The following is a 25027-nucleotide window of genomic DNA, read 5'->3' as shown; positions in this document are numbered from 1 at the left end:
TTTTTGATGTTCAATCAAGTGTCTTGTTTGTTGGACAGTACTTTGCCGGTAGTGGCATCGAAGTCAACGTCATACTCTTTGCCATCGGCGGTTTTCAGTTCAACTTCATATTCATAACCGTTGAAGTGGTTGTCCAGGTCGGTGTCGGTGATAGTGGCGCCCGGGTGCAACTTCAGGGCCTCTTCATTCATCGATTCCAGCGACTTGATCTTGCCTTCCTTGACCAGTTGTGGAATCTGGTCCACTCGAACATCAGCCTGGGCCAGGCCCGCGGTGAGGGTCAGGGCTGCGGCGGTGAACAGGGCAGTTAAAGTTTTCATGGGTTCTTTCCTTGGTGTGATAAGGGGTGTGTCGTTTAAGTGAGTTCAGATTAACTGTGGTAACTTAATTCACCCTTAATTTGAAAAAACTTTCGAAAGGTTCCGGGACTGCAGAAGTAAGGCTTGTGAAAGCATAGACTGCGAGGAGGGAAAGAGTTCCCTTGAATTCAGATTCCCCCTACAGACTACCGGTGCAAGTTTCGTTATGGCGTTGTCTGGGTTTAGTACCCGTTATTCTCCAGCAACCGTGCCACGCTGCCAGCCTCGGGACGCTTTAAGTACTTGAGCAGTTCACTGGCGCGGTTGGTGAAGATACCGTCCACGCCGGCATCCATTACGTTCTTGAAGTCCACCGCTTCATCCACGGTGTAGACGTGCACCAGCAGACCCTGGTCATGTGTGTACTGGTTCATCCACGGCTGCACCAGGTCTGAATAACTTTGGCTGCCACCCTGAGCCAACGCGGCAGACGGCCCGGTGCCGATGGCGCCTTGTGCCTTGGCGAACTGGACCCATTGTTCAAATTCGGCTTTGTCCTTGGGCTGCTGTTTGGCGTAGTAAGCCGCCTTGTCCGTTTCGCCGGACTCGGCAAACGTCACCTTCGACTTGGCCTCTATGTAGCCATCGCCCACCCACAACAGCAGCACCTTCGGCACGTTGGGCATTTCTTTTTGCAGCAGTTCGAGGCTGCTCTTTTCGAAGGTTTGCAAGACCACTTTGCCCTTGCCTTGGCCTACACCGGTGGCACGTTTGGCGAGCTTGGAGCCCGCTGGGCTCAACCAGCCGCGGTCCTGCAATTTATCCTTCAGATCGCGTTCGATGCCGGGGAACAGCTTCGGCTCCTTGGTTTCAATGTACAGCCCCGGTTTGTGCAGCGGGTTGCCTTCGGCGATGTTGATGACTTCATCCAGGGTCAGAATTTTCAGACCCGCGAATGACGGGCGAGCGCGGTCCGGGTAGGCGGCGTTGAACCAGCTTCCGGCATCCAGGGTTTTGAGTTCCGCCATGGTGAATTCATTGGCGGTGCTGTCCTTGCGCTCAGGGAATTTGGTCGCGACATCCGTGGTGCGCAGCAGGCTGTCGTCGTGCAGCACGAACAGGACGCCGTCCTTGCTGCGTTGCAGGTCCAGCTCCAGGTAATCGGCGCCCAGGTCGCGGGCCAGTTTGTAGGCCGCGGCGGTGGTCTCCGGCGCGTCAAACGAGGCGCCGCGGTGGGCGATTACCGCTGGGTGAGGAATACCTTGAAGGGCCGCGAGGGCCTTGGGGGATGGGACTTCGCCGGCCTGTGTCTGGCCGAAGCCAAGCAGCAGACTCAGCATCAGGGCGCTACGGGTGAAGGTGACAGGCATGCTCGAGATCCTTTCGTAGGTTTCGCAAAGACCTATCTTTTAACAACTGAACGTTCCTGGCGCTATCGCTATACCGACATAAAAATGCGCAAAGCAGATTTTTCCCACGCTTTTTCAGGCCGCTTTGCAGTACGCTTGGCCGCACCAGTTTCCCCGGCAGAGGGAAACCCGAAGACAGCAACCACTTGCCCTGCGTGTAAACCATCGATCAGACGTCCTGCGGGACGCATCCATGAGGTTTACCATGCGCACCACTTCGACATTCATCTGCCAGGCCGCCGACCAGCTCAAGGGTTTTGTCGGCCTGAACCGCAAAACCGGCCAATACATCGTGCGCTTCAGCGAAGACGCCTTTGGCATGGACGTGGCCGACGACGGCATCATTGCGGCATCCGAATTTGTCTGGACGCCCGTAGCGGACGGCACCATGACCCTGAATCGCGAGCGCATCCAGTTGCTGCTGGACCAGAACATCGACGACCGGATCAACCTCACCGAACCGCTGCGGGTTTACATGGCCCGCCGTGATTTGCCCGAAATCGTCGCGGTGCGGCAGTTGGTGGAAGGCTGAAGCCACGCCGATCATGAATGGGATAAGAACCCTCTGTGGGAGCAAGGCCTGCCCGCGATGACGGCGGCAGATTCAGCATGAAATGCAAGCTGATCCGGCGCTTTCGCGAGCAGGCTCGCTCCCACAAGGTTTTTGCGGTGGACTGGGTATCTTTGAACACCTGAGAACGCCTGTGGGAGCAAGGCTTGCCCGCGATGGCGGCGGCAGTTTCAGTATTGCTGCAAGCTGACCCACCGCTTTCGCGAGCAAGCCCGCTCCCACAAGGTTTTTGCGGTGGACTGGGTATCTGTGAACCCCTGAAAACGCCTGTGGGAGCAAGGCCTGCCCGCGATGACGGCGGCAGATTCAGCATGAATGCAAGCTGATCCGGCGCTTTCGCGAGCAGGCTCGCTCCCACAAGGGGCTGCGGTAAGGCGGACATCTGCGAACCCCTGAAAAACCTGTGGGAGCAAGGCTTGCCCGCGATGGCGGCGGCAGATTCAGCATGGATGCAAGCTGATCTAGCACTATCGCGAGCAAGCCCACGGGTTTTGCAGGCTGACATCAGGTTTGGCGTTGAAAGGCATAGTCCCGTTCGACCTTGCACACCCGCGTGTGGCAATGGGCGTACCAGGTCGAGCGACCGCGTTCGCGGATTGCGCTGTGTTCGGGGTGCTGCTTCCAGGCCAGGATCGCCGCTTCGCTGCTCCAGTAGGACACGGTGATGCCCAAACCGTCTTCGCCGCGGGCCGATTCGACGCCCAGGAAGCCCGGCTGCTTTTGAGCCAGGGTCAGCATGCGTTCAGCGGCTTGGGCGTAACCCTGGTCCCCCTCAGTGCGCAGGGAGGTAAAAATCACCGCGTAATACGGGGGGCTCATAATGCTGTCCTCCGGCAAGCTTCGACAAACGCACTCACTAGCGGCGGTACACGTTCTTCCAACGCTGCTCGCTCAGGCTGGAACAAGGTGGCGACAAAGAAGGGGTGATCGCGCAGCTCCACGGCCCGCAAGGCACCCGCCGAATCTCGTGCGGCGGCGTGCAAGCCTCCGCTCAGCAAATCTCGTTCAAATTGTGGATTGACCCCAAAGCTACAGCGATAACCTTCGAAAACCGTCAGGCGGCCATAAGCCTTGGCAATCAACGAATCGGCGTCAAGCTCAAGGCAGTCGATGGTTTCGATCAACGCACAGCTCAACGGCGTCAGCAGGGCCCGTTCAGCCTCGGGAGCGGTTTCGCCATGGGCGGCATCGGTCCAGCCCATCACGTTGCGGGCGTATTCCAGCACGGCATGCTGAAAACCGCCGCAGGTGCCGAGGAAAGGGCGACGCTGTTCGCGGGCAAAACGTATGGCTTGCAGGGCGCTGTCTTCGTTTCGATAGGGGCTACCGGGTACGCACCAGATGCCGTCGAAATCATTCAGGGCGGCGCTGTCGGTGATGAGGTCGGTGGCCAGCCATTGAAAACCCATGGGATAACCGGTTTGTTTGCCAACCAGCTCAAGTGCGAGGGGGATCGCCTGATGAGCCGTTATTTGAGGGTCATAGTCGCCGACCAGGGCGATGTGCAAAGAACGCTGATTTTCCATGAGAGGCTCGCCGCTTGTTGATTCTTGGTTGCCACTATAGATTGGCGCTCACGCAATCAATATTGGCGTTTACCCAAGTGATCAATGCACCGACGCACTATCGTCTGGACTATCCCGATCTGTCCCTGATCCTCGCGCTGGTCCGTGGCGGCTCGCTGGCCCGGGCCGCGCGCTTGCTGAACGTGGATGTGTCCACGGTCTTCCGCTCGGTACGGCGGCTGGAGGCCGCCCTGGGCCAACCCTTGTTCGAAAAAAGCCGTGCAGGGTATTTGCCCACGAGCCTGGCCCAGACGCTGGCTGAGCAGGCCGAGCGCGCCGAGCAGGCGTTGGAGGCAGCGCGTATCGGGGTGGAACAGGGCGGTGAGGTCGTCAGCGGTACGGTGCGCCTGACCTGCACCGATTCGGTCCTGCAAGCACTATTGCTGCCGGCCCTGGCGCGGTTCATGCCTGCCTACCCGGCGCTGTCCCTTGAGCTGAGCACCTCCAACGACTTTGCCAACCTGAGCCGCCGTGACGCCGACATCGCCTTGCGCCTGACCCGTACGCCGCCGGAACATCTGGTCGGGCGCCAACTGGGCACCGTGGTCTATCGGCTATGTGCCAGTGCAACTTACCTGCGATCACTGGAACGGGATGATCTGGCGGCGATGGCGTGGATCGCGCCGGATGACTTTCTTCCCGATCACCCCACGGTGGCTTGGCGCCGTCAGCATCTGCCTGGCGTGGTGCCGGCTTATCGCTGCAACAGCATGCTCTCGGTCACCGAGTTGGTTCGAGCCGGCCTGGGGGTCGCGGCGTTGCCGGACTTTCTAATCGGTGAAAACAAGGGGCTGACGCCCATTGGCGAACCGCTGGCGGGGTATGACACGGCCCTTTGGCTGCTGACGCGCCCCGACTGCCGTGCGCTGCGTTCGGTGGTGACGCTGTTCGATGAACTGGGGCGCAATCTGCGGTTACGCTGATATTCAGCGCTGATAGCGGGCCAGAAACATGTCGAGGGCCGATTCAACCACCTGAACCTGTTCATCCTCGGTCAGGCACGGCTGGCCCATGGAAATTTGGGGCCAGAAGGCGAATGTCTTGATCAGCCCGTGCATCTGTTGCGCGGCAAACGCCGGCTCCACGGCTTTCAACCGGCCATCGGCCTGGGCGTGGCGAATCCACACGGTCAAACCTTCTTCGCGTTGTCCCATGCGCGCAACCATGTCCTGGGCCCGCTCGGGGGAGTGAATCGTGGCGGCGATGGCGATGCGCGCCAGGTCGAGAAAATTATCGTCCGCCAGCATGTGCAGTTTGGCTCGCAGCAGCTTTCGAAGCTGCTCGCGTAAGGGCTGCTCCGGGCTGTAGGCCGTGTCCTGTTCTGCGGTAACGCTGTCCCATAACCGATTCAGAATTTCGGCAAACAGGGCTTCCTTGCTGGGGAAGTGGTTATACACCGTGCGCTTGGACACACCGGCCGTCGCCGCAATTTTGTCCATGCTGGTGATCTCGAAACCGCTGCTACGGAATTCGGTAATCGCAGCCTGAAGGATGGATGCGCGTTTTCGCTCGGTGAGGCGCTGCAGCGGTACGGTCATGGCAAGTCGTCATAGGAAGAAGGGAAATTACACTTGGCAGTTTACTTGCTCCCTGGATTCATGCAATCTACAAACTACACCGGGTAGTGTAGTTCTGGTGATCAAACGTACGGCTGAGCGTGCATGCAACGGCCATTAGCGTCCCACAACGACGAAGCGCAATTGCGACGACGTCCTTGGAGTTTTCGCATCATGACCATTATTTCTTCGACTGACAGCCCTGCGGTGCTTCCTTCATCCCAGCAGGAACAAGGGAAGTACCGTAACCACGCCCATACACCGCGCGAAGGGCTCGGCCAGATGCTGCGCATCATGTGGAACATGATCTTCCACAAACCGCGCAATACCCGTCCTGCGGGCACCATCGAGGTACAACCGCTGACGCGCGCCCACCTGCTGGCCGCGCCGAACAACAGTGTTTTCCGCCTCGGTCATTCCACGGTGCTGCTCAAGCTGCGGGACAAATTCTGGCTGACCGACCCGGTTTTTTCCGAGCGCGCTTCCCCCGTGCAATGGGCGGGCCCCAAGCGCTTCCATCAGCCGCCCATCAGCCTGGAAGAGCTGCCGCCCATCGAAGCAGTGATTCTTTCCCATGATCACTACGACCATCTCGATCATCAGGCCATCATCAAACTCGCGGCAAAGACACAGTATTTCCTGGCCCCTCTCGGCGTAGGCGACACCCTGATCAAATGGGGCGTCGACGCCAGCAAGGTGCGTCAGTTGGACTGGTGGCAGGGTACCGAAGTGGACGGTATCGAGTTTATCGCCACGCCATCCCAACATTTTTCCGGCCGTGGCCTGTTCGACGCCAACAGCACGCTATGGGCTTCGTGGGTGATGATCGACGGCGCCACCCGGATCTTCTTCAGCGGCGACACCGGTTACTTCGACGGCTTCAAGCGCATCGGCGAGCGATACGGCCCATTCGACCTGACGCTGATGGAAACCGGCGCCTACAACGTCGAATGGCCGCACATCCACATGCAGCCGGAACAAACCCTCCAGGCGCATATCGACCTCAAGGGCCGTTGGTTGCTGCCGATCCACAACGGCACGTTCGATTTGTCGATGCATGCCTGGTACGAACCCTTCGATCGCATCCTGGCCCTGGCCTGGGAACGCAACGTGTCTATCACCACCCCGCAAATGGGTGAAGCCTTTAATCTCGCACAGCCGCAACGTGGTCGAGCCTGGTGGCTGGACGTGGAACCCTCGCCTTATCAGGACCAGCCCGACATGGCCTGATCCTCGACGAATCGTTCATTCGATCATTGCGTAGTCTGGCCGCTCCATCGGATCTGGTGTGGCACCCTTGATATTCATGCCGCGTCCCGGCGCAAAGCCAGGGAAGAACACCAGGCCTTCGGCTTCCAGCCGAAAGGCCAGGGCCAGGCGGGTGACATCGAGCAGCTCGCCCCCCGCTTCGAAACGCCGGATTGCCCGGATCGACACGCCGGACTGCCGGGACAGTTCTTCGACACTCCAGCCCAGCATGGCTCGGGCCTGTGCACTGTGGGCAGGGGTGAATTGATAGACAGCGATGCGTTCCAGGGTGGTTTTGATTGCGAGAGAGGCCATGGGAGTTCTCCAAAGCGGTGGATTCAAAAAATACTGTGTTTTTGTACAGTTGTTTTGAATCCTGATCAATCTCATTTTTTTGATCAATGACCAGTGGTCTTCTCCAGCCAGGCACTCGGTGCGTGACCCAGCACCCGGCGAAACATGGTGGAGAACGCTGCGGGGCTGTCGTAGCCCAGATCCAGGGCAATACGGGTTACCGAATCGCCTACGACCAACCGGGACAATGCCGACATCACACACGCTTGTTGTCGCCATTGGCTGAAACTCAGGCCGGTTTGACGGCTGAACAGCCGATTGAACGAGCGCAGGCTGATGGGCAATTGCGCCGCCCACTGCGCGGGTGACGCGTGGGCGTCGGGGTGCTCCAGAAACCCTTGGCACAGGCCGAGCAGGCGTGGGTCCTTGGGCAGTGGAAGGTGCAGCGGCAGATGCGCGCTGCGGGTCAGTTCGTGCAGCAACAGATTGATCAGCGCGCCGTCGCGTCCGGCCTCGTCGTATTCCGGCACAAGCTCAACGGCTTCCAGCAGCAACTGGCGCATCAGGGGCGATACGCTGATGACCTGACAACGGGCGCCCATGGCCGTCACGGCGGCGGGTTCGATGTACAAGCTGCGTGTACTGACCCCCAGCATCAACACCTCATGGGCCACCCCGGGCGGGATCCATACCGCCCGTTGCGGCGGCACCACCCAATTACCGTCTTCGGTGCGGACCTGCATCACCCCCGTGGCGCCATACAGCAACTGCGCCCGGCGATGATGGTGCGAGGGCAGTAAATGTCCCGGTGGGTAGTCAGTGCCAATGGCGACGACAGTCCTGGGAATCGCATCCAATAAATCGATCGAAGTGTTGCGCATCGAGGGACTGCTCATCATTGGCGTAAACGCAAATATTATTGGCCAGTTTGCTAGAGCGGGCCAAGCTTCGCTTATCTAACGTGGGTTGCCTCCCATTTCACGGATTCGCCTCGATGTTCTATGTATTGCTTGCGTGCTTCGGCTGCCTGAGTGGCTTAACGGCGGTGTTGTTCGGCTTTGGCGGCGGTTTCGTCGTGGTGCCTTTGATGTATCGCATGCTGATGGCCCATCACTCGGGTGACGCCATCGGTGAATCGGCGATGCACATTGCCGTCGCCACCTCCACCTGCGTCATGATCGTCAACGCCTTGGTCGCCGCCGGAAAACACCACCGTGCCGGTCAGCTGATTCGTCATTACCTGTGGCCGTTCGGCGGTTTCATTGCCCTGGGTGCCATTCTCGGCGCAGCAGCTGCCACCTGGATGAGCAGCGAGGTTATCCGTTACGCCTTCATGGCTTACCTGGGCCTGACCATCCTGGACTGCCTGCTGCGGCGAGGTTTTCTGACACGCGTCAGCGATGCCGTCCTACGACCTTTGGCGCCCATGGAGACCGCGTTGGGCGGCACAACCATCGGAATCATCGCCACGTTCCTGGGCGTCGGCGGCAGCGTCATGACCGTCCCACTGCTGCGCCGTTGTGGCCTGAACATGTCCCAGGCCACCTCCATGGCCAATCCGCTGAGCGTGCCCGTCGCGTTGGCCGGCACCGTCACCTACATGGCCTTGGCCAGCTTCGCCGGAGCCGACTTCGGCCCGTGGTTTGTCGGTTATGTCGACTTGATGGCCTTTGTCGTGCTCACACTCGGCGTGCTACTGGGCATCCGCCTGGCAACGCCATGGATCGGGCGGATACCGGATCGGCTGCATGCGCGGGTGTATGTGGGGTTGTTGATGGTGGTGATGGTTGGGATGTGGCTGGGGTAGGGGCGCTATTGACCCGCCAACCCCGGCGCTTCCCGAATAATGAAGTGGTCCAGATTCTCGATATGGGCACTGAACACCCCGAACGTCTGCTCGGGGTTTTTCTTGCTCGGCACCTGTTTCAACTCCGGCGTCACGCCATAAAAGAAGCAATACAACGGCGCGTCACTGTCGATGGCGTGCTTGATCTCTGCCAGAAATGCTTTGCGCTTGCGGTAGTTGTCGATCAGCTTCTTGCTCAGGTAAACGTTCACCGAGTAAGGCTTTTTCTTCGCCTCGCCCGGTTGCTTGAACCAGACTTTTTGTTCGAAATCGATGCGAAAACTGGCGCTGTGGTAGTCCTCGATCTTTTTAATCTTGCCCCAGTAAATCAGCCCTTTGTTGTCCAGCAGAAACTCGATTTTCTTGAAGAACGAACTGTAGGGCGCGGTGTGCTCGCCAATCTTCAGCGGCGTGCGTTTGAGCAGCTCCTTGTCCGCGAAGTTCGACACAAAACACTCCACCGGATGGGCGAAGACATGGGTCTTGTCCGGCGCCGAATCACGGCTCGGGTGCTCGTCATGACTGGCGGCTGAAGGCACACGCTCTTCGCGCATCACGTCCGCCGCCACCGCCGGACTGGAGGGCTTGCGCACATACTCACGCCGAGTCAGCAACAACTCCGACGGGAAATGTTCTTCCCGACTGTCATCCGTTTCCCCACCATCCGCCTCCACGCCCGACGCCGGCGTCTTCAGGCTGACATAAGGACAACCCTCGACATGCCGGGTGCTGGGGACGTTCTTGAAGTGCGGGGTGCGCACGTAATTCACGTTCTTGGCATTGAACGTCCCCAACACATTCGCCGCATCAAACGCCGCCCGACAGGCATCGTTGGGGCACTGGAACTGTTCCTTCGCGGAATCGAACGCCACCGTCTCGTCAAAATTCAAATCGCGCACGTCATAGATCGACAGTTTGTCGTCGAGGCTGAGGCAGTAGGCGAGGTCGAATTTCATGAGGGGCTCGGGTCCTTGAGTGGGGATGCGTATTAATAGCGGGAGGCGGGGTGGCTTGCACTGAATGTTTTCAGCTCAGAGCAAAATCTGTAGCAGTGTCCCGGCCATGGACAGCGCCCGAGATGTTATTGATGCACCTCCAGCTCGACGCCGATCCTGTGGTGAGGGGATTTATCCCCGCTGGGCTGCGCAGCAGCCCCCAATCCATAAAGCCAACAAAAAAAACGCCGCTCGAACACAGACGGCAGCGTCGCAATTACAACTCGCTTCACCACGCGCGTGCATAACCGGAATTATATTGCCGGAAGTGAAGGGTCGAGCCGCGATAATCGGCATTATAGTTCCGACTGGGTCGGACAAGCCTGTTTCTGAAGCGCCTGCTCGCGGCGCCAATCTTCAGCGCATGCACGCGGGCCAGCCCAGTAGTTGCTATTCTGCGGGGCACTGTAAAGGCCAAGGATGATGACAAGGGGCGACCGAATGAGTGATGACGCAAAATCTGTAGATTCGCGTGCATGGCAGGGTGACGGGGTGGTGATCACCAAGGCCGGTAAGCCTTATCTGGATCAGCTACCCCATCTCGATACGCTTCAGGCGCGCAAGCCTGGTCGGTTGAAGGGGAAGATTCGGACGTCGGCGGATTTTGACCGCACCCCCGGGGACATCATCGAGGGTTTTGAGGGGCGGTCATGAGTTCGGACGAATTTTCCTGATCTGAGATTTCAGCAGGCGCTTCAGCCATGCAGCCCTCGTCGAACTCCCGCATAGTGGCCGTGTCGATAGCGCCGATCTTCAGCAGCGCCTCAGCCGAGCTGTGAATCGACTCGAAGGCTTCACTTTTGATTTCTTTGGTCACTGCCTATCTCCATAGATTCTTTTCCCACCATCCAAAAACAACGCGGCAATCCAGCCCGGCACCAACCTGTGGCCTGACACTCGTGGCGAGGGAGCTTGCTCCCGCTGGGCTGCGCAGCGGCCCCAACTTAACGATTCATCACTCAGCAACCAACCGACCAACCTTCTCATACAAAGACAAAGTGAAGGTTTCCTTATCACTGGCAAGATGACAACGCCGATGACAGTTCGGGCACAGCGCAACCGCGTTGGTGATGCTATCCGACCCTTTCTGAGCCAGATGCTTCACATGATGCACTTCAAGAAACGGCAACCCGTCCACCTCGAAAGGCGCTTGCTGACCGCAACCTTCGCAGACACCTTTAGCCAATTCAGCTACCCACGCCCGGATTTTCGGATCCCGAACGTAAGACGTCGTGGTCGTACTGACTTGTTGCGGGTTCGGGTTTCCTGATGGCTCGGTCTTGAGCCCTTTCTTTTGCAGCTTGGCGGCTCGGCTGATCAACTTCTCGTGGTCAGCGGTCGGAGCAGATTCTCCCGCCCCAGGCACCACTTTATGAGCAAGCACTTTGCGGATTCGTTGAGCCACACCAGCGCCAATGTTCTTGGCGGGCATGTAGCCGCTGATTCGCGGCAAATCCATCTGCTCCAGCACCGCCGAGATATTTTGCATGCGGTACTCAACCGACGAGGCGCTGCGCTTGCTCAATGGCCCATCACGCAAAAGTTGATTCTCCACCGACTTCCTAAAGATTTGGCCGTTTAACTCGCGATCGAGCATCTTCAAGTAAGCATCAACTGACGCCTCAAGCTCTTCGTCGCTCCAGCCGCTTTTTTCCTTTGGGGTATCCATACAATCGCCGAGGGTTAAAAACCCTCGGACGATACTGACTGGCCATTATGGCTGTCTACGAAAATTCCTACAGAAAAAGCACCGCATTCACTCAGGGCGTCCTACGACACTGAATGCCCAGATACGTGAAAAACCTCCAGCAACCTACGCCACCAACGTTTATCCGCCACCGCCCGGCCTCGAGTTCGATTGAGCAACAGATAGGGCATGTCCCGAAGCCGAATCCACCCGTCGTTTTGCCAATGCAACAAACTCAAAGACATCTCCGGCCAATCCAACACACTTAACATCGGCCGCTCGGTATCGCTGGAGGCCTGGGCGTCCCGCAATGCCGGTACCACCTGATGCGTCAGCCACTCGCGTAACAAGCGATTCCCCGGCGCGTAGTGATAAATCAACAGGGCGTACACGCCAGATTCGCTGAGCATCAGCCGCTTTTCAGGCTGGCCGTGATAACGAATCAACAGAACGTGCCGTTGGTCCTCATCCAGCTTGCTAACCATACGGTCGTTCAGGTGCACGCCCATCAATCGGCCGAGGTCGCGGGCACAGAACCAGGGTTGGTTTTCCAGGAGGAGGGCGTGGAGGTGGAGGTTTAGGCGAGTGAATACCGTCGGCATGTAAGCATCAGGCGTGATCGATCTCCGAGGTGTAGGGAGAGCGGGCTGGTTCTTTATGAGCATAACGACCTCTACGTATTGAAGTTAGCGGCGCGAGCCCGACGTAGAGGGTGTAAGAGAAATCCCAACAAGCTATTTCGCTATACAGAGTTGCACACGTCCTCGGACAGTGTGCGGCTTTATATTGGGCGATTAGCTACTACGTTGGGCGTTTCTTAGGCACCTGCGACTAAGTTAGGTGATGAGGAGATGCTGCGTCAACGCGGAACGATTCTGAGTTTTTCGTAGGACAGAAGTCGCTTGCCGGCCATGAAATTAAACGCGGCTTTGCTTCTGTTGCGCACAAAAAACCCCGTTTTCACGGGGTTCTTGGTGAGTCGTGCAGCCTAGGATTCTTTCGAATCAATCCCAGCTAAGCGCACCACCCGTCTGATACTCAATCACCCGAGTCTCAAAGAAGTTCTTCTCTTTCTTCAAGTCCATGATCTCGCTCATCCAAGGGAACGGGTTAGTCGTCCCTGGATACTCTTCCTTCAGACCAATCTGCGACAGACGACGGTTAGCGATGAACTTCAGATAGTCCTCCATCATCGCCGCATTCATCCCCAACACCCCACGAGGCATGGTGTCGCGGGCGTATTCGATCTCCAGCTGCGTACCCTGCAGGATCATCTGGGTCGCTTCTTCCTTCATTTCGGCATCCCACAGGTGCGGGTTTTCGATTTTGATCTGGTTGATCACGTCGATGCCGAAGTTCAGGTGCATGGATTCGTCGCGCAGGATGTATTGGAACTGCTCGGCGACGCCGGTCATTTTGTTGCGGCGGCCCATGGAGAGGATCTGGGTGAAGCCGCAGTAGAAGAAGATGCCTTCCAGAACGCAGTAGTAAGCGATCAGGTTGCGCAGCAACTCTTTGTCGGTGTCCGGGGTGCCGGTTTCGAACTTCGGATCGGAGATCGAACGGGTGTATTTCAGGCCCCAGGCGGCTTTTTTCGCGACCGATGGGATCTCGTGGTACATGTTGAAGATCTCGCCTTCATCCATGGCCAGCGATTCGATGCAGTACTGGTAGGCGTGGGTGTGGATCGCCTCTTCGAACGCCTGGCGCAGGATGTACTGGCGGCATTCGGGGTTGGTGATCAGGCGGTACACGGCCAGGACCAGGTTGTTGGCAACCAGGGAGTCGGCGGTGGAGAAGAAGCCCAGGTTGCGCATCACGATGCGGCGTTCGTCGTCGGTCAGGCCTTCCGGGGTTTTCCAGAGGGCGATGTCGGCGGTCATGTTGACTTCTTGCGGCATCCAGTGGTTTGCGCAGCCGTCCAGGTACTTCTGCCAGGCCCAGTCGTATTTGAAAGGCACCAGCTGGTTGAGGTCGGCGCGGCAGTTGATCATGCGCTTTTCATCGACGGCGACACGGGCGGAGGCGCCTTCGAGTTCGGCGAGGCCTTCGGCCACGTCGAGTTTGTCGAGGGCGGCTTTGGCGCGAATGATCGCGGCCGAGTCGCTGGCCGTCACGGCGCGGGCTTCGAGGGCGGCGGCACCGCCGGCGCTGTCGAGGCGGTCCATGTTGGCTTCAGAAGCGTGGCCGGCGTTGGCGCCTTTTACAGCGACTTCGCCGTCTTCTTTGTCGAATTCGTCCCAGCTCAGCATGACGTGTTGTCTCCTGCGTGAGGGCCAGATGCCCGTTGAAGGCCTACTGGCCGCGGTGGATCTTGGAAAATCGTTTGTTGCAGCAGCTGACGCAGGCAATAAACAGAAAAATGTACGGGTCGTTCTGAAGCGGCTGTGAGCGCGAGGAGGCGATAGGCCTCTGCGTGGGCTTCAGGCTGGTTTGACTCCCTGTAAGGGAATATTGCGGGCCCGTTTAAGGCGGCATTATAAGGACTTTTTTGCCTACGTGCTGCGGCGAAATAGCCCACGGAGGAGGTCGCGGGCGGCATATTCGCGTGGGAGCAAGGGTTTACAAGGCTTTGGCCGCTGAAGATTTTTTTTGCATGGGTCGGGTGACGGTATTTTTTGATCAAAAAACGAGCGTTTTTTGCGGTTTTGCACTACATGTTGTGTTTGCAAAGGCTTTTTGACGGTTACAGACACAACCAAGCCCGATCGAAACCGGGCTGTGGAAAATGCCATTTATGATCAACCGATGTGTGCCGAACCGGTGTGGTCGTAACCATCTTCAGCGACAGTGGCGGAGCCGGTGCGGTCGTAGCCGTCCTCAGCGACTGTCGCCGAGCCGGTGCGGTCATAGCCGTCTTCAGCGACAGCGGAACCGGTGCGGTCATAACCGTCGGCGGCAAAGGTATGGGCGGCCAGGACGGACAGGGTCAGGGCGAGGATCAGTTTGGTTTTCATGGAGGTTGCTCCTGGTGGGTTTAGGTTGATCAGCCGTTGGAGCAGCCAGTGCCCATGACGCTGTAGCGCAGGATGTGGCGCTGGCCTTTGGAGTCGTCGTATTCAATCTTGGCCGGAACCACTTCGCAGACGTTCGGGATCTCGCTCATGGAGATGACGTTGGCGATGTCCAGGTGGGTGGAGTAGGTGTACTCCTCAATGGCTGGTGTTTGCTGTGCAACGTCGGTCGGGGCCTCGTCTGCCATCGCGGTGGCGCTAAGGCCTGCGATGACCAGAACCCATAAAGCTTTCATCTGTTTCACCTTTTTTGAGGTCGAGTGGGGTCACGCAACCTTTTTGGGGCTGCGTGTGGAGCAGGATTTTGAGGGTTGATTAACGGCCTTCGTGGGGGCTGCGTTGCGTTAATCGTGTTTGCCGGTTGGCGAGGTTGATTTTAGGGGGTGGGGTTAATCGCAAAAAGACCGGGTTTTGATAAACACTGTTGGTTGATCTGGTAATAATCGTTGCTGCAACCGCTTGTTTGCAGTTATGTCGGTGTTGGATTGACCACCGTCTTCGCGAGCAAGCCCGCTCCCACAGAGGGTCTGTGTTGGACGGAAGATAGGCGTTCACTGAATTCAACTGTGGGAGCGGGCTCGCTCTCACGGGGAAATGCCCGCTGGCAAGGGCTGGCACGTTAGTACCGACATTTTGTAGGGACTTGTTACTACCATCGTCGAATGGTTCTATAGGCTCGCCCCGGCTACAACGGGTACATACAAAAACAACTATGTCACCGAGGTAAGAAAGATGAGTGCGGCTTCTCTGTATCCCGTTCGTCCCGAGGTAGCGGCTAACACGCTGACTGACGAGGCGACCTACAAGGCCATGTACCAGCAGTCGGTGGTTAACCCGGATGGTTTCTGGCGCGAGCAGGCCAAGCGCCTCGACTGGATCAAGCCTTTCACCACGGTGAAGCAGACGTCCTTTGACGATCACCATGTCGACATCAAGTGGTTTGCCGATGGCACCTTGAACGTTTCCTACAACTGCCTCGACCGTCATCTGGCCGAGCGCGGCGATCAGATTGCGATCATCTGGGAGGGCGACGACCCTGCCGAGAGCCGCAACATCACCTATCGCGAACTGCATGAAGAAGTCTGCAAGTTCGCCAACGCCCTGCGCGGCCAGGACGTGCATCGCGGTGACGTGGTGACGATCTACATGCCGATGATCCCCGAAGCCGTGGTCGCCATGCTGGCCTGCACCCGGATCGGCGCGATTCACTCGGTGGTGTTCGGCGGTTTCTCCCCCGAAGCACTGGCCGGCCGGATCATCGACTGCAAATCCAAAGTGGTGATTACGGCCGACGAAGGTATTCGTGCCGGCAAGAAGATCCCGCTCAAGGCCAACGTCGATGACGCACTGACCAACCCGGAAACCAGCAGCATTCAGAAAGTCATCGTGTGCAAGCGCACCGGTGGCGGCATCAAGTGGAACCAGCACCGCGACATCTGGTACGAAGACCTGATGAAGGTGGCCGGCACCGTTTGCGCGCCGAAAGAAATGGGCGCCGAAGAAGCGCTGTTCATCCTCTACACCTCCGGTTCCACCGGCAAGCCCAAGGGCGTGCAGCACACCACCGCCGGCTACCTGCTCTATGCGGCCCTGACCCATGAGCGCGTATTCGACTACAAGCCGGGCGAAGTCTACTGGTGCACCGCCGACGTCGGCTGGGTCACCGGCCACAGCTATATCGTCTACGGTCCGTTGGCCAACGGCGCGACCACGCTGTTGTTCGAAGGCGTGCCGAACTACCCGGACATCACCCGGGTGGCTCAGGTTATCGACAAGCACAAGGTCAATATTCTCTACACTGCGCCGACCGCTATCCGCGCAATGATGGCCTCGGGCACCGCCGCCGTCGAAGGCGCCGATGGCAGCAGCCTGCGTCTGTTGGGCTCGGTGGGTGAGCCGATCAACCCGGAAGCCTGGGACTGGTACTACAAGAATGTCGGCAAGGAACGTTGCCCGATCGTCGACACCTGGTGGCAGACCGAAACCGGTGGCGTGCTGATCAGCCCGTTGCCGGGTGCCACGGCGTTGAAGCCGGGTTCGGCCACGCGTCCGTTCTTCGGCGTGGTGCCGGCGCTGGTGGACAACCTCGGCAACCTGGTGGAGGGCGCGGCCGAAGGCAACCTGGTGATCCTCGATTCGTGGCCAGGCCAGGCGCGCACGCTGTACGGCGACCACGACCGTTTTGTCGACACCTACTTCAAGACCTTCAGCGGCATGTACTTCACCGGTGACGGCGCGCGTCGCGACGAAGACGGCTACTACTGGATCACCGGTCGGGTGGATGACGTGCTCAACGTGTCCGGCCACCGCATGGGCACGGCCGAGATCGAAAGCGCCATGGTCGCTCACCCGAAAGTCGCCGAAGCGGCGGTGGTGGGTGTGCCGCACGACATCAAGGGGCAGGGCATTTATGTCTACGTGACCCTCAATGCCGGCGAAGAAACCAGCGAGGCTTTGCGTCTGGAACTGAAGAACTGGGTGCGCAAGGAGATCGGTCCGATTGCTTCGCCGGACGTGATCCAGTGGGCCCCGGGCCTGCCGAAAACCCGCTCCGGCAAGATCATGCGCCGCATTCTGCGCAAGATCGCCACGGCGGAGTACGACGGCTTGGGTGACATCTCTACCTTGGCTGATCCGGGCGTAGTGGCGCACCTGATCGAGACGCACAAGACCATGAACGTCGCCTGACGGTAGCCCGTAACACCGAAAGCCCCGCCCGGTATTTGCCGGGCGGGGCTTTTTTGTGGGCCTGGCGCGCACCCTTGTGGCGAGGGGATTTATCCCCGCTGGGCTGCGAAGCGGCCCTGAAACCAGGCAACTCGGTGTATCAGGTAGAATCGGATTGGGAATCTTGGGGCTGCTGCGCAACCCAGCGGGGATAAATCCCCTCGCCACAGGTTGAGTGTTCGAACGAACGCGGTGCCTGGCTTTGGGGCTGCTGCGCAGCCCAGCGGGAGCAAGCTCCCTCGCCACGGGTTCGATGGATGAATAAATATCGGCGTTTAAAGTAGGAGGGGTCTGAACGTTACCGACCTTTCGAAATGTGTAACCAAAGGCGCCATCACGGGGCGATGTGCAACGCAATGCCCCGTTTGAGGGCCTTTGCTCGCTGTTCGTGAAAGAAGGCGACACGCTGTGCTTGCCGGATTAGAAGGGTTTGCGAATAATGGGCCCGCTATTTGCAGCATGGATCGGTTCCCTTTCTTTTTCTCTTGCATGAATTTGCAAAGCTGTCAATGCGCTCGAGTCGCGTTTTCTATGCTTCTGTAATTTGTTGTCGCATTGAAGAAATATCGGCTTCGGCCCTGTCGTTAGAATGCCGATCACTCGCTCGTCGTGAGCTGCGTTGAATAGACGCACGCTTTCTTAGGACGCAGCACTAAAGTTCGTTCCACCCATTCGCATATTGGGCTGTTGCTCACTCTGCCGTTTTTGCCCTTTCCCGATGGAGTCCCAAGATGAAGAAACTTGTGCTGCTTGGCGCCCTGGCACTGTCCGTGCTGTCCCTGTCGACATTCGCCGCAGAAAAGCCCCTGAAAATCGGTATTGAAGCGGCTTACCCTCCGTTCGCCTCGAAAGCCCCGGACGGCAGTATCGTCGGTTTCGACTACGACATCGGCAATGCGCTGTGCGAAGAGATGAAGGTCAAGTGCGTGTGGGTCGAGCAGGAGTTCGACGGCCTGATCCCGGCGCTCAAGGTGCGCAAGATCGACGCGATCCTGTCGTCCATGTCCATCACCGAAGATCGCAAGAAGTCTGTTGATTTCACCAACAAGTACTACAACACCCCGGCCCGTCTGGTGATGAAGGCCGGTACCCAGGTCAGCGACGGCCTGACCGAGCTCAAAGGCAAGAACGTGGGCGTGCAGCGCGGTTCGATCCACGAGCGTTTTGCCCGTGAAGTCCTGGCCCCGTTGGGTGCCGAGATCAAACCGTACAGTTCGCAGAATGAAATCTACCTGGACCTGTCCGCCGGCCGCCTCGACGGCACCGTGGCAGACGCTACCCTGTTGGATGACGGTTTCCTCAAGACCGACGCCGGCAAGGGCTTTGCGTTCGTGGGCCCGGCCTTCACCGATGTCAAATACTTCGGCGACGGCGTAGGCATCGCGGTGCGCAAGGGCGATGCTCTCAAGGACAAGATCAACGGCGCGATTGCCGCCATTCGCGAGAACGGCAAATACAAGCAAATCCAGGACAAGTACTTCGCCTTCGATATCTACGGCCAGTAACGACGTCCCGCCACTCGTGCGAAATGGCGCAAGCAACAGGATCTCTGCGGTTTGCGCCATTTTTTCATCCCACTCTCGAGGACCTGAATCATGTTGAAAGGCTACGGGGCTGTCATCCTCGATGGCGCATGGTTGACGCTTCAGCTCGCCTTGTCGTCCATGGCCCTGGCCATTGTCCTGGGGCTGATCGGCGTCGCGTTGCGCCTCTCGCCGGTGCGCTGGCTGGCGTGGTTGGGCGACCTGTATTCCACGGTCATTCGCGGCATTCCCGACCTTGTGCTGATCCTGCTGATTTTCTATGGCGGCCAGGACCTGCTCAATCGCGTGGCGCCGATGCTCGGTTATGACGATTACATCGACCTGAACCCGTTGGCGGCCGGTATCGGCACCCTGGGCTTCATCTTCGGTGCATACCTGTCGGAAACCTTTCGCGGCGCGTTCATGGCTATCACGAAGGGGCAGGCCGAGGCGGGCGTGGCGTATGGCATGAGTGGGTTCCAGGTGTTTTTCCGGGTGATGGTGCCGCAGATGATTCGTCTGGCGATTCCGGGGTTCACCAACAACTGGCTGGTGTTGACCAAGGCCACGGCGCTGATTTCGGTGGTGGGCCTGCAAGACATGATGTTCAAGGCCAAGCAGGCGGCGGATGCCACCCGCGAGCCTTTCACCTTCTTCCTGGCAGTGGCGGCGATGTACCTGGTGATTACCAGTGTCTCGTTGCTGGCATTGCGTCAACTTGAGAAGCGCTACTCGGTAGGCGTAAGGGCGGCTGATCTATGATCTTCGACTACAACGTCATCTATGAAGCGTTGCCGCTGTACTTCAGTGGCCTGCTGACCACTTTGAAGCTGTTGGCCCTGTCGCTGTTCTTTGGCTTGCTGGCGGCATTGCCCCTGGGCCTGATGCGGGTCTCCAAGCAGCCGATCGTCAACATGACCGCCTGGCTCTATACCTATGTGATCCGCGGCACGCCGATGCTGGTGCAGCTGTTTTTGATCTACTACGGGTTGGCGCAGTTTGAAGCCGTACGCGAGAGCTTCCTCTGGCCATGGCTGTCCAGCGCGACCTTCTGTGCGTGCCTGGCGTTTGCCATCAATACCAGCGCCTACACCGCCGAAATCATCGCCGGCAGCCTGCGGGCCACGCCTAACGGTGAGATCGAGGCGGCCAAGGCCATGGGCATGTCGCGCTACAAGCTGTATCGCCGGATCCTGCTGCCCTCGGCGCTGCGCCGGGCGCTGCCGCAATACAGCAACGAAGTGATCATGATGTTGCAGACCACCAGCCTGGCCTCCATCGTGACCCTGATCGACATCACCGGTGCCGCGCGCACGGTGAATGCGCAGTACTACTTGCCGTTCGAGGCTTACATCACGGCCGGCGTTTTCTACCTGTGCCTGACTTTTATCCTGGTGCGCCTGTTCAAGCTGGCCGAGCGCCGCTGGCTGGGTTACCTGGCCCCGCGCAAGCACTGATAACGCATCGATCCGATCGACTGCTCAACGACTGACGTTTTGTGAGAACCGACCGCATGTACAAGCTCGAAGTCCAAGACCTGCATAAACGCTATGGCAGTCACGAGGTGCTCAAGGGTGTCTCCCTCAAGGCCGCCGCCGGCGATGTGATCAGCATCATCGGTTCCAGTGGCTCGGGCAAAAGTACCTTCCTGCGTTGCATCAACCTGCTTGAGCAACCCCATGCCGGCAAGATTCTGCTCAACAACGAAGAGCTGAACCTGGTGGCGGGCAAGGACGGTGCCTTGAAGGCCGCCGATCCCAAGCAACTGCAGCGTATGCGTTCGCGGTTGTCGATGGTGTTCCAGCATTTCAACCTGTGGTCCCACATGACCGCGCTGGAAAACATCATGGAAGCGCCGGTGCATGTGCTGGGCGTGGCCAAGGCCGAGGCGCGCGAAAAGGCCGAGCACTACCTGAACAAGGTCGGTGTGGCGCATCGCAAGGACGCCTACCCAGGGCACATGTCCGGCGGCGAACAGCAGCGCGTGGCGATTGCCCGGGCGTTGGCGATGGAGCCGGAAGTCATGCTGTTCGATGAGCCGACTTCGGCCCTGGATCCGGAACTGGTGGGCGATGTGCTCAAAGTGATGCAGGCCCTGGCGCTGGAAGGCCGGACCATGGTGGTGGTGACCCACGAAATGGGCTTTGCCCGTGAGGTGTCGAACCAACTGATCTTCCTGCACAAAGGCATCGTCGAAGAGAGCGGCAACCCGCGCGAAGTACTGGTCAATCCGCAATCGGAGCGGCTGCAACAATTTCTTTCGGGCAGCCTCAAGTAATCGCTCCCGTTACGCACCTGATTCAGGTCATGCTGCGCACCGTGCGCCAGATGGTCTAATTTGGTTGCAGCCGCTTTTGGCTTTAACACTGTTTTCGCTTCGGATTGCCCACCATGACTGCCCATCGAATTGGTTTCCTGATTTGGCCCAGCACTAAAGCCTTGACGCTGGCGCTGGCCGAGGAGGCCTTGCGTGTTGCTCAGCGGGTGCATCCGGATGTCGTCTACGAATTGTCGTTCCTGCAGGCCGAACCACAGCCCGAAGGCGCTTGGCAGCTACCGGGCGAGCCTTGGGCTGGCAAGCTCGAAGGCTTGCATAAGCTGTTCCTGCTGGCCGACGAGCCACCGGCGGCGCTTGCGCAGCCCCTGAGTAGCGCGCTCAAACAACTGGTGCGTGCCGGTTGTGTGATTGGTGGTTTATCCGCCGGTGTCTACCCATTGGCCCAGTTGGGTTTGCTCGACGGTTTCCGCGCCGCCGTGCATTGGCGCTGGCAGGATGACTTTTCCGAGCGTTTCCCCAAAGTCATTGCCACCAGCCATCTGTTTGACTGGGACCGCGATCGCCTGACCGCTTGCGGTGGCATGTCGGTGCTCGATCTGCTGCTGGCGGTGCTGGCACGCGATCACGGCGCGGAACTGGCCGGCGCGGTCTCGGAAGAGCTGGTGGTCGAGCGCATCCGCGAGGGCGGCGAGCGTCAGCGCATCCCCTTGCAGAACCGTCTGGGCTCCAGCCATCCGAAGCTCACCCAGGCCGTGCTGTTGATGGAAGCCAACATCGAAGAGCCGCTGACCACCGACGAAATTGCCCAGCACGTGTGCGTGTCCCGTCGGCAACTGGAGCGGATCTTCAAGCAATACCTCAACCGTGTGCCGAGCCAGTACTACCTGGAATTGCGCCTGAACAAGGCCCGGCAGATGCTGATGCAGACCAGCAAGTCGATCATTCAGATCGGCCTGTCCTGCGGCTTCTCCTCGGGGCCGCATTTTTCCAGTGCCTACCGCAACTTTTTCGGCGCCACGCCCCGGGAAGACCGCAACCAGCGGCGCAGCAGCAGCCCCTTCGAACTGTCGTCGGTGCCGTCCGAGCGCGGCTAGGGCCGGCGCCTCCTCTGTAAGGGCCGGGGTATGTAACCCTGTGGCGAGGGGATTTATCCCCGCTGGGTTGCGAAGCAACCCCAAGACAGTCAACCCAATCTATCTGGCACACCGAATTGCCTGGCTTTAGGCTGCTTCGCAACCCAGCGGGGATAAATCCCCTCGCCACAAGGTTTTGCATGGCCAGGGAAATGTAGAAGCCAGCGCCTAAAATCCCGCGACAACGTTTAAACTGCGCCTTTGCGACGCTATTTGTCGCATTGCCATAAACCCGCTAAAAACGGGGGTTGGCGCTATAAGAAGTTGTCGCTTGGCGACAAGGCCGAGCTGAAAACTGTCCTTACAATCCCCTCATCGCTCGCCAGTTCCAGGCGGGTGTTCCTCTTCAGGAGACTCCGATGTCCGTTGAGCAAGCCGCCGTACAACGCGCCGATTTCGATCAGGTTATGGTCCCCAACTACGCGCCTGCTGCTTTCATCCCTGTGCGTGGCGCCGGTTCCCACGTGTGGGACCAGTCCGGTCGCGAACTGATCGACTTCGCCGGCGGTATCGCGGTCAACGTATTGGGACACGCCCATCCGACACTGGTCGCCGCCCTGACCGAACAAGCCAACAAGCTGTGGCATGTGTCCAACGTCTTTACCAATGAGCCGGCCCTGCGCCTGGCCCATAAACTGGTCAATGCAACTTTTGCCGAGCGGGCGTTCTTCTGCAACTCCGGCGCCGAAGCCAACGAGGCCGCCTTCAAGCTGGCCCGTCGCGTCGCGTTCGATCGTTTCGGTAGCGAAAAATACGAAATCATCGCCGCGCTCAACAGCTTCCACGGCCGTACGCTGTTCACCGTGAACGTGGGCGGGCAATCGAAGTACTCCGACGGTTTCGGGCCTAAAATCACCGGTATTACCCACGTTCCCTACAACGACCTGGCGGCTTTGAAAGCGGCCATTTCGGACAAGACCTGCGCCGTGGTGCTGGAGCCGATCCAGGGCGAGGGCGGCGTATTGCCGGCCGAGCTGGGTTATCTGCAAGGGGCCCGTGATTTGTGCGATGCCCACGACGCGCTGCTGGTGTTCGACGAAGTGCAGACCGGCATGGGCCGTAGCGGCCACCTGTTCGCCTACATGCATTACGGCGTGGTCCCGGACATTCTCACCAGCGCCAAGAGCCTGGGCGGTGGTTTCCCGATCGCGGCAATGCTCACCACCGAAGCGTTGGCCAAGCACCTGGTGGTCGGCACCCACGGCACCACCTACGGCGGCAACCCGCTGGCGTGCGCGGTGGCCGAAGCGGTGATCGATGTGGTCAATACGCCTGAGGTGCTCGCCGGCGTCAAAGCCAAGCATGACAAGTTCAAGGCCCGCCTGGAGCAGATCGGCGAGAAATACGGCCTGTTCACTCAGGTGCGTGGTTTGGGGCTGCTGATCGGCTGTGTGCTGAACGACGCCTGGAAAGGCAAGGCGAAGGACATTTTCAACGCCGCCGAACAGGAAGGCCTGATGATCCTCCAGGCCGGCCCGGACGTGATCCGTTTCGCCCCGAGCCTGGTGGTCGAGGATGCCGACATCGATGCCGGCCTGGACCGCTTCGAGCGGGCCGCGGCGAAGCTGACGCAAGCCTGATTGTTTACAGACTGTACCGGCTCCAATGGGAGCCGGGCTTTTGTGGGAGCGAGCCTGCTCGCGATTGCAATCGCCTTGGCCCGCCAGGCAGACCGAAGTGTCCGCATCGCGAGCAGGCTCGCTCCCACAAGAAGTCCACTCTCGCGCTTGGATTGATGCGTAGCCGGTCCGTATTTTTTCTCTGTGTATCGACCTAATGGTCGAACCATTTATTTCAAGTAAAGGAGTGACACCATGCTGGTGATGCGCCCCGCACAAATGGCGGATCTGGGCGAGGTACAGCGTCTGGCTGCGGACAGTCCGATCGGTGTCACTTCCTTGCCGGATGACGTGGAACGCCTGAGCGACAAGATCGCCGCGAGCGAAGCCTCGTTTGCCGCCGAAGTCAGCTTCAACGGCGAAGAAAGCTATTTCTTCGTCCTTGAAGACACCGCGACCGGCAAGCTGGCGGGCTGTTCGGCCATCGTGGCCTCGGCCGGTTATTCCGAGCCGTTCTACAGTTTTCGCAACGAGACGTTCGTTCACGCTTCCCGTGAGCTGAAGATCCACAACAAGATCCACGTGCTCTCTCAGTGCCACGACCTGACCGGTAACAGCCTGCTGACCAGCTTCTATGTGGTGCCGGAATTGGTCGGCTCGCCGTGGTCGGAGCTCAATTCGCGTGGGCGCCTGCTGTTTGTCGCCAGCCATCCGGAGCGCTTTGCCGACTCGGTGGTGACCGAGATCGTCGGCTACAGCGACGAAAATGGCGACTCGCCGTTCTGGGACGCCATCGGTCGCAACTTCTTCGACCTCAACTACGCTGCCGCCGAGCGCCTGTGCGGGCTGAAGAGCCGCACCTTCCTCGCCGAGCTGATGCCTCACTATCCGATCTACGTGCCGCTGTTGCCGGACGCCGCTCAGGAAGCCATGGGGCAGGTCCATCCGCGTGCGCAGATCACCTTCGACATCCTCATGCGCGAAGGTTTCGAGACCGATCATTACATCGACATCTTTGACGGTGGCCCGACACTGCATGCCCGCGTTTCGGGGATCCGCTCGATTGCCCAGAGCCGCGTGGTGCCGGTCAAGCTCGGTGAGCCCGTCAAGGGCGCCGGCCGGCAATACCTGGTGGCCAACGCCCAGTTGCAGGATTACCGCGCGGTTTTGTTGGAACTCGACTACGCGCCCGGCAAGCCGGTGACCCTGGATATGGAAGCGGCCGAAGCCTTGGGCGTCGGCGAGGGTGCCAGCGTGCGCCTGGTGGCGGTTTAACGCCTTACAGCTGAGTTTCGCGGGTGGCCGAGAGCGACCCGTTTGAGG

27 protein-coding genes are annotated in these 25027 nt (G+C 59.1%); 13 read left to right on the top strand and 14 right to left on the bottom strand.

The genetic code is table 11. The features are described from left to right. Nucleotides 1-14 precede the first annotated feature (14 nt). Both AAIS01_RS00775 and AAIS01_RS00770 read right to left on the bottom strand, forming a co-directional pair. Nucleotides 15-320, bottom strand: a complete 306-nt coding sequence (locus tag AAIS01_RS00775; protein WP_092393069.1) for a PepSY domain-containing protein — start codon at nt 318-320, stop codon at nt 15-17. Nucleotides 321-541: 221 nt separating this feature from the next. Next, nucleotides 542-1669: a glycerophosphodiester phosphodiesterase gene (locus tag AAIS01_RS00770; protein WP_343467400.1), complete on the bottom strand. Its 1128-nt coding sequence runs from the start codon at nt 1667-1669 to the stop codon at nt 542-544. Between the two features lie 244 nt (nt 1670-1913). Here AAIS01_RS00770 and AAIS01_RS00765 point away from each other — a divergent pair, with 244 nt between their 5' ends. Continuing rightward, nucleotides 1914-2240 carry a DUF2025 family protein gene (locus AAIS01_RS00765; protein WP_092393063.1) on the top strand — a complete coding sequence of 109 codons (327 nt, stop codon included), beginning with the start codon at nt 1914-1916 and terminating at the stop codon, nt 2238-2240. A gap of 543 nt (nt 2241-2783) precedes the next feature. Here AAIS01_RS00765 and AAIS01_RS00760 read toward each other — a convergent pair. Together AAIS01_RS00760 and AAIS01_RS00755 are read right to left on the bottom strand one after the other, a co-directional pair. After that, entirely contained in the window at nt 2784-3098 is a 315-nt protein-coding gene (locus AAIS01_RS00760; RefSeq protein WP_092457363.1) for an antibiotic biosynthesis monooxygenase family protein, read from the bottom strand. After that, a complete protein-coding gene (locus tag AAIS01_RS00755) occupies nt 3095-3805 on the bottom strand; it encodes a CTP synthase C-terminal region-related (seleno)protein (protein WP_343467399.1) in 711 nt (236 codons plus the stop codon). Before AAIS01_RS00755 ends, AAIS01_RS00760 begins: the two co-directional genes overlap by 4 nt. Nucleotides 3806-3819: 14 nt before the next feature. Here AAIS01_RS00755 and AAIS01_RS00750 point away from each other — a divergent pair, with 14 nt between their 5' ends. Beyond that, entirely contained in the window at nt 3820-4767 is a 948-nt protein-coding gene (locus AAIS01_RS00750; protein ID WP_343467398.1) for a LysR family transcriptional regulator, read from the top strand. 3 nt (nt 4768-4770) lie between these two features. Here the strand turns inward: AAIS01_RS00750 and AAIS01_RS00745 are convergent, their stop codons facing one another. Further along, entirely contained in the window at nt 4771-5382 is a 612-nt protein-coding gene (locus AAIS01_RS00745) for a TetR/AcrR family transcriptional regulator (protein WP_343467397.1), read from the bottom strand. A gap of 192 nt (nt 5383-5574) precedes the next feature. On the opposite strand from AAIS01_RS00745, the gene AAIS01_RS00740 reads away from it, so the two are divergent. Beyond that, nucleotides 5575-6630: an MBL fold metallo-hydrolase gene (locus tag AAIS01_RS00740; protein WP_343467612.1), complete on the top strand. Its 1056-nt coding sequence runs from the start codon at nt 5575-5577 to the stop codon at nt 6628-6630. A 15-nt stretch (nt 6631-6645) separates the two neighbouring features. Here AAIS01_RS00740 and AAIS01_RS00735 read toward each other — a convergent pair whose 3' ends face one another. After that, nucleotides 6646-6963: a helix-turn-helix domain-containing protein gene (locus AAIS01_RS00735; RefSeq protein WP_343467396.1), complete on the bottom strand. Its 318-nt coding sequence runs from the start codon at nt 6961-6963 to the stop codon at nt 6646-6648. Between the two features lie 83 nt (nt 6964-7046). Further along, nucleotides 7047-7823, bottom strand: coding sequence for an AraC family transcriptional regulator (locus AAIS01_RS00730; RefSeq protein ID WP_343467395.1), 777 nt, complete (start codon nt 7821-7823; stop codon nt 7047-7049). Between the two features lie 113 nt (nt 7824-7936). Here AAIS01_RS00730 and AAIS01_RS00725 point away from each other — a divergent pair, with 113 nt between their 5' ends. Then, nucleotides 7937-8749 (top strand): sulfite exporter TauE/SafE family protein, encoded by an 813-nt coding sequence (locus tag AAIS01_RS00725; RefSeq protein WP_343467394.1) that lies wholly within the window; start codon nt 7937-7939, stop codon nt 8747-8749. 5 nt (nt 8750-8754) lie between these two features. Here AAIS01_RS00725 and AAIS01_RS00720 read toward each other — a convergent pair whose 3' ends face one another. Beyond that, a complete protein-coding gene (locus AAIS01_RS00720; protein ID WP_343467393.1) occupies nt 8755-9744 on the bottom strand; it encodes a hypothetical protein in 990 nt (329 codons plus the stop codon). Nucleotides 9745-10224: 480 nt separating this feature from the next. On the opposite strand from AAIS01_RS00720, the gene AAIS01_RS00715 reads away from it, so the two are divergent. Further along, nucleotides 10225-10437 (top strand): type II toxin-antitoxin system Phd/YefM family antitoxin, encoded by a 213-nt coding sequence (locus AAIS01_RS00715; protein ID WP_343467392.1) that lies wholly within the window; start codon nt 10225-10227, stop codon nt 10435-10437. Here the strand turns inward: AAIS01_RS00715 and AAIS01_RS00710 are convergent. From AAIS01_RS00710 to AAIS01_RS00685, 6 genes are all read right to left on the bottom strand, one after another. Continuing rightward, nucleotides 10409-10600: a DNA-binding protein gene (locus AAIS01_RS00710; protein ID WP_343467391.1), complete on the bottom strand. Its 192-nt coding sequence runs from the start codon at nt 10598-10600 to the stop codon at nt 10409-10411. The genes AAIS01_RS00715 and AAIS01_RS00710 overlap by 29 nt on opposite strands. A gap of 138 nt (nt 10601-10738) precedes the next feature. Beyond that, complete coding sequence (locus AAIS01_RS00705; RefSeq protein WP_343467390.1) at nt 10739-11452, bottom strand: HNH endonuclease; 714 nt, start codon at nt 11450-11452, stop codon at nt 10739-10741. Nucleotides 11453-11553: 101 nt separating this feature from the next. Continuing rightward, nucleotides 11554-12072: a BRO-N domain-containing protein gene (locus tag AAIS01_RS00700; RefSeq protein WP_214915308.1), complete on the bottom strand. Its 519-nt coding sequence runs from the start codon at nt 12070-12072 to the stop codon at nt 11554-11556. 402 nt (nt 12073-12474) lie between these two features. Next, nucleotides 12475-13722, bottom strand: a complete 1248-nt coding sequence (locus AAIS01_RS00695; protein WP_025215114.1) for a ribonucleotide-diphosphate reductase subunit beta — start codon at nt 13720-13722, stop codon at nt 12475-12477. Between the two features lie 489 nt (nt 13723-14211). Then, complete coding sequence (locus tag AAIS01_RS00690; RefSeq protein ID WP_092393010.1) at nt 14212-14427, bottom strand: hypothetical protein; 216 nt, start codon at nt 14425-14427, stop codon at nt 14212-14214. A gap of 29 nt (nt 14428-14456) precedes the next feature. After that, a complete protein-coding gene (locus AAIS01_RS00685; RefSeq protein ID WP_343467389.1) occupies nt 14457-14720 on the bottom strand; it encodes a DUF2790 domain-containing protein in 264 nt (87 codons plus the stop codon). A 496-nt stretch (nt 14721-15216) separates the two neighbouring features. Between AAIS01_RS00685 and acs the strand changes: the two genes are divergently transcribed. The 8 genes from acs to aruF all read left to right on the top strand — a co-directional run bounded on the left by acs (nt 15217) and on the right by aruF (nt 24979). Beyond that, nucleotides 15217-17172, top strand: a complete 1956-nt coding sequence (gene acs / locus AAIS01_RS00680) for an acetate--CoA ligase (protein ID WP_256231236.1) — start codon at nt 15217-15219, stop codon at nt 17170-17172. A gap of 770 nt (nt 17173-17942) precedes the next feature. Further along, nucleotides 17943-18716: an ABC transporter substrate-binding protein gene (locus AAIS01_RS00675; RefSeq protein WP_343467388.1), complete on the top strand. Its 774-nt coding sequence runs from the start codon at nt 17943-17945 to the stop codon at nt 18714-18716. A 90-nt stretch (nt 18717-18806) separates the two neighbouring features. Next, nucleotides 18807-19496, top strand: coding sequence for an ABC transporter permease (locus AAIS01_RS00670; protein WP_343467387.1), 690 nt, complete (start codon nt 18807-18809; stop codon nt 19494-19496). Beyond that, a complete protein-coding gene (locus AAIS01_RS00665; RefSeq protein ID WP_186635882.1) occupies nt 19493-20191 on the top strand; it encodes an ABC transporter permease in 699 nt (232 codons plus the stop codon). Before AAIS01_RS00670 ends, AAIS01_RS00665 begins: the two co-directional genes overlap by 4 nt. A gap of 56 nt (nt 20192-20247) precedes the next feature. Further along, nucleotides 20248-21012, top strand: coding sequence for an ABC transporter ATP-binding protein (locus tag AAIS01_RS00660; protein ID WP_256231232.1), 765 nt, complete (start codon nt 20248-20250; stop codon nt 21010-21012). 113 nt (nt 21013-21125) lie between these two features. Further along, on the top strand, nt 21126-22106 hold the full coding sequence (gene argR, locus AAIS01_RS00655; protein WP_343467386.1) for a transcriptional regulator ArgR: 981 nt from the start codon (nt 21126-21128) through the stop codon (nt 22104-22106). Nucleotides 22107-22504: 398 nt separating this feature from the next. Continuing rightward, on the top strand, nt 22505-23725 hold the full coding sequence (locus AAIS01_RS00650; protein WP_343467385.1) for an aspartate aminotransferase family protein: 1221 nt from the start codon (nt 22505-22507) through the stop codon (nt 23723-23725). A 234-nt stretch (nt 23726-23959) separates the two neighbouring features. After that, entirely contained in the window at nt 23960-24979 is a 1020-nt protein-coding gene (gene aruF, locus AAIS01_RS00645; protein WP_047228784.1) for an arginine/ornithine succinyltransferase subunit alpha, read from the top strand. Nucleotides 24980-25027 lie beyond the last annotated feature (48 nt).

The sequence above is a fragment of the Pseudomonas halotolerans genome (assembly GCF_039581215.1).
Lineage (GTDB): Bacteria > Pseudomonadota > Gammaproteobacteria > Pseudomonadales > Pseudomonadaceae > Aquipseudomonas > Aquipseudomonas tehranensis.
This window is presented reverse-complemented; position numbering and strand designations above follow the sequence as displayed.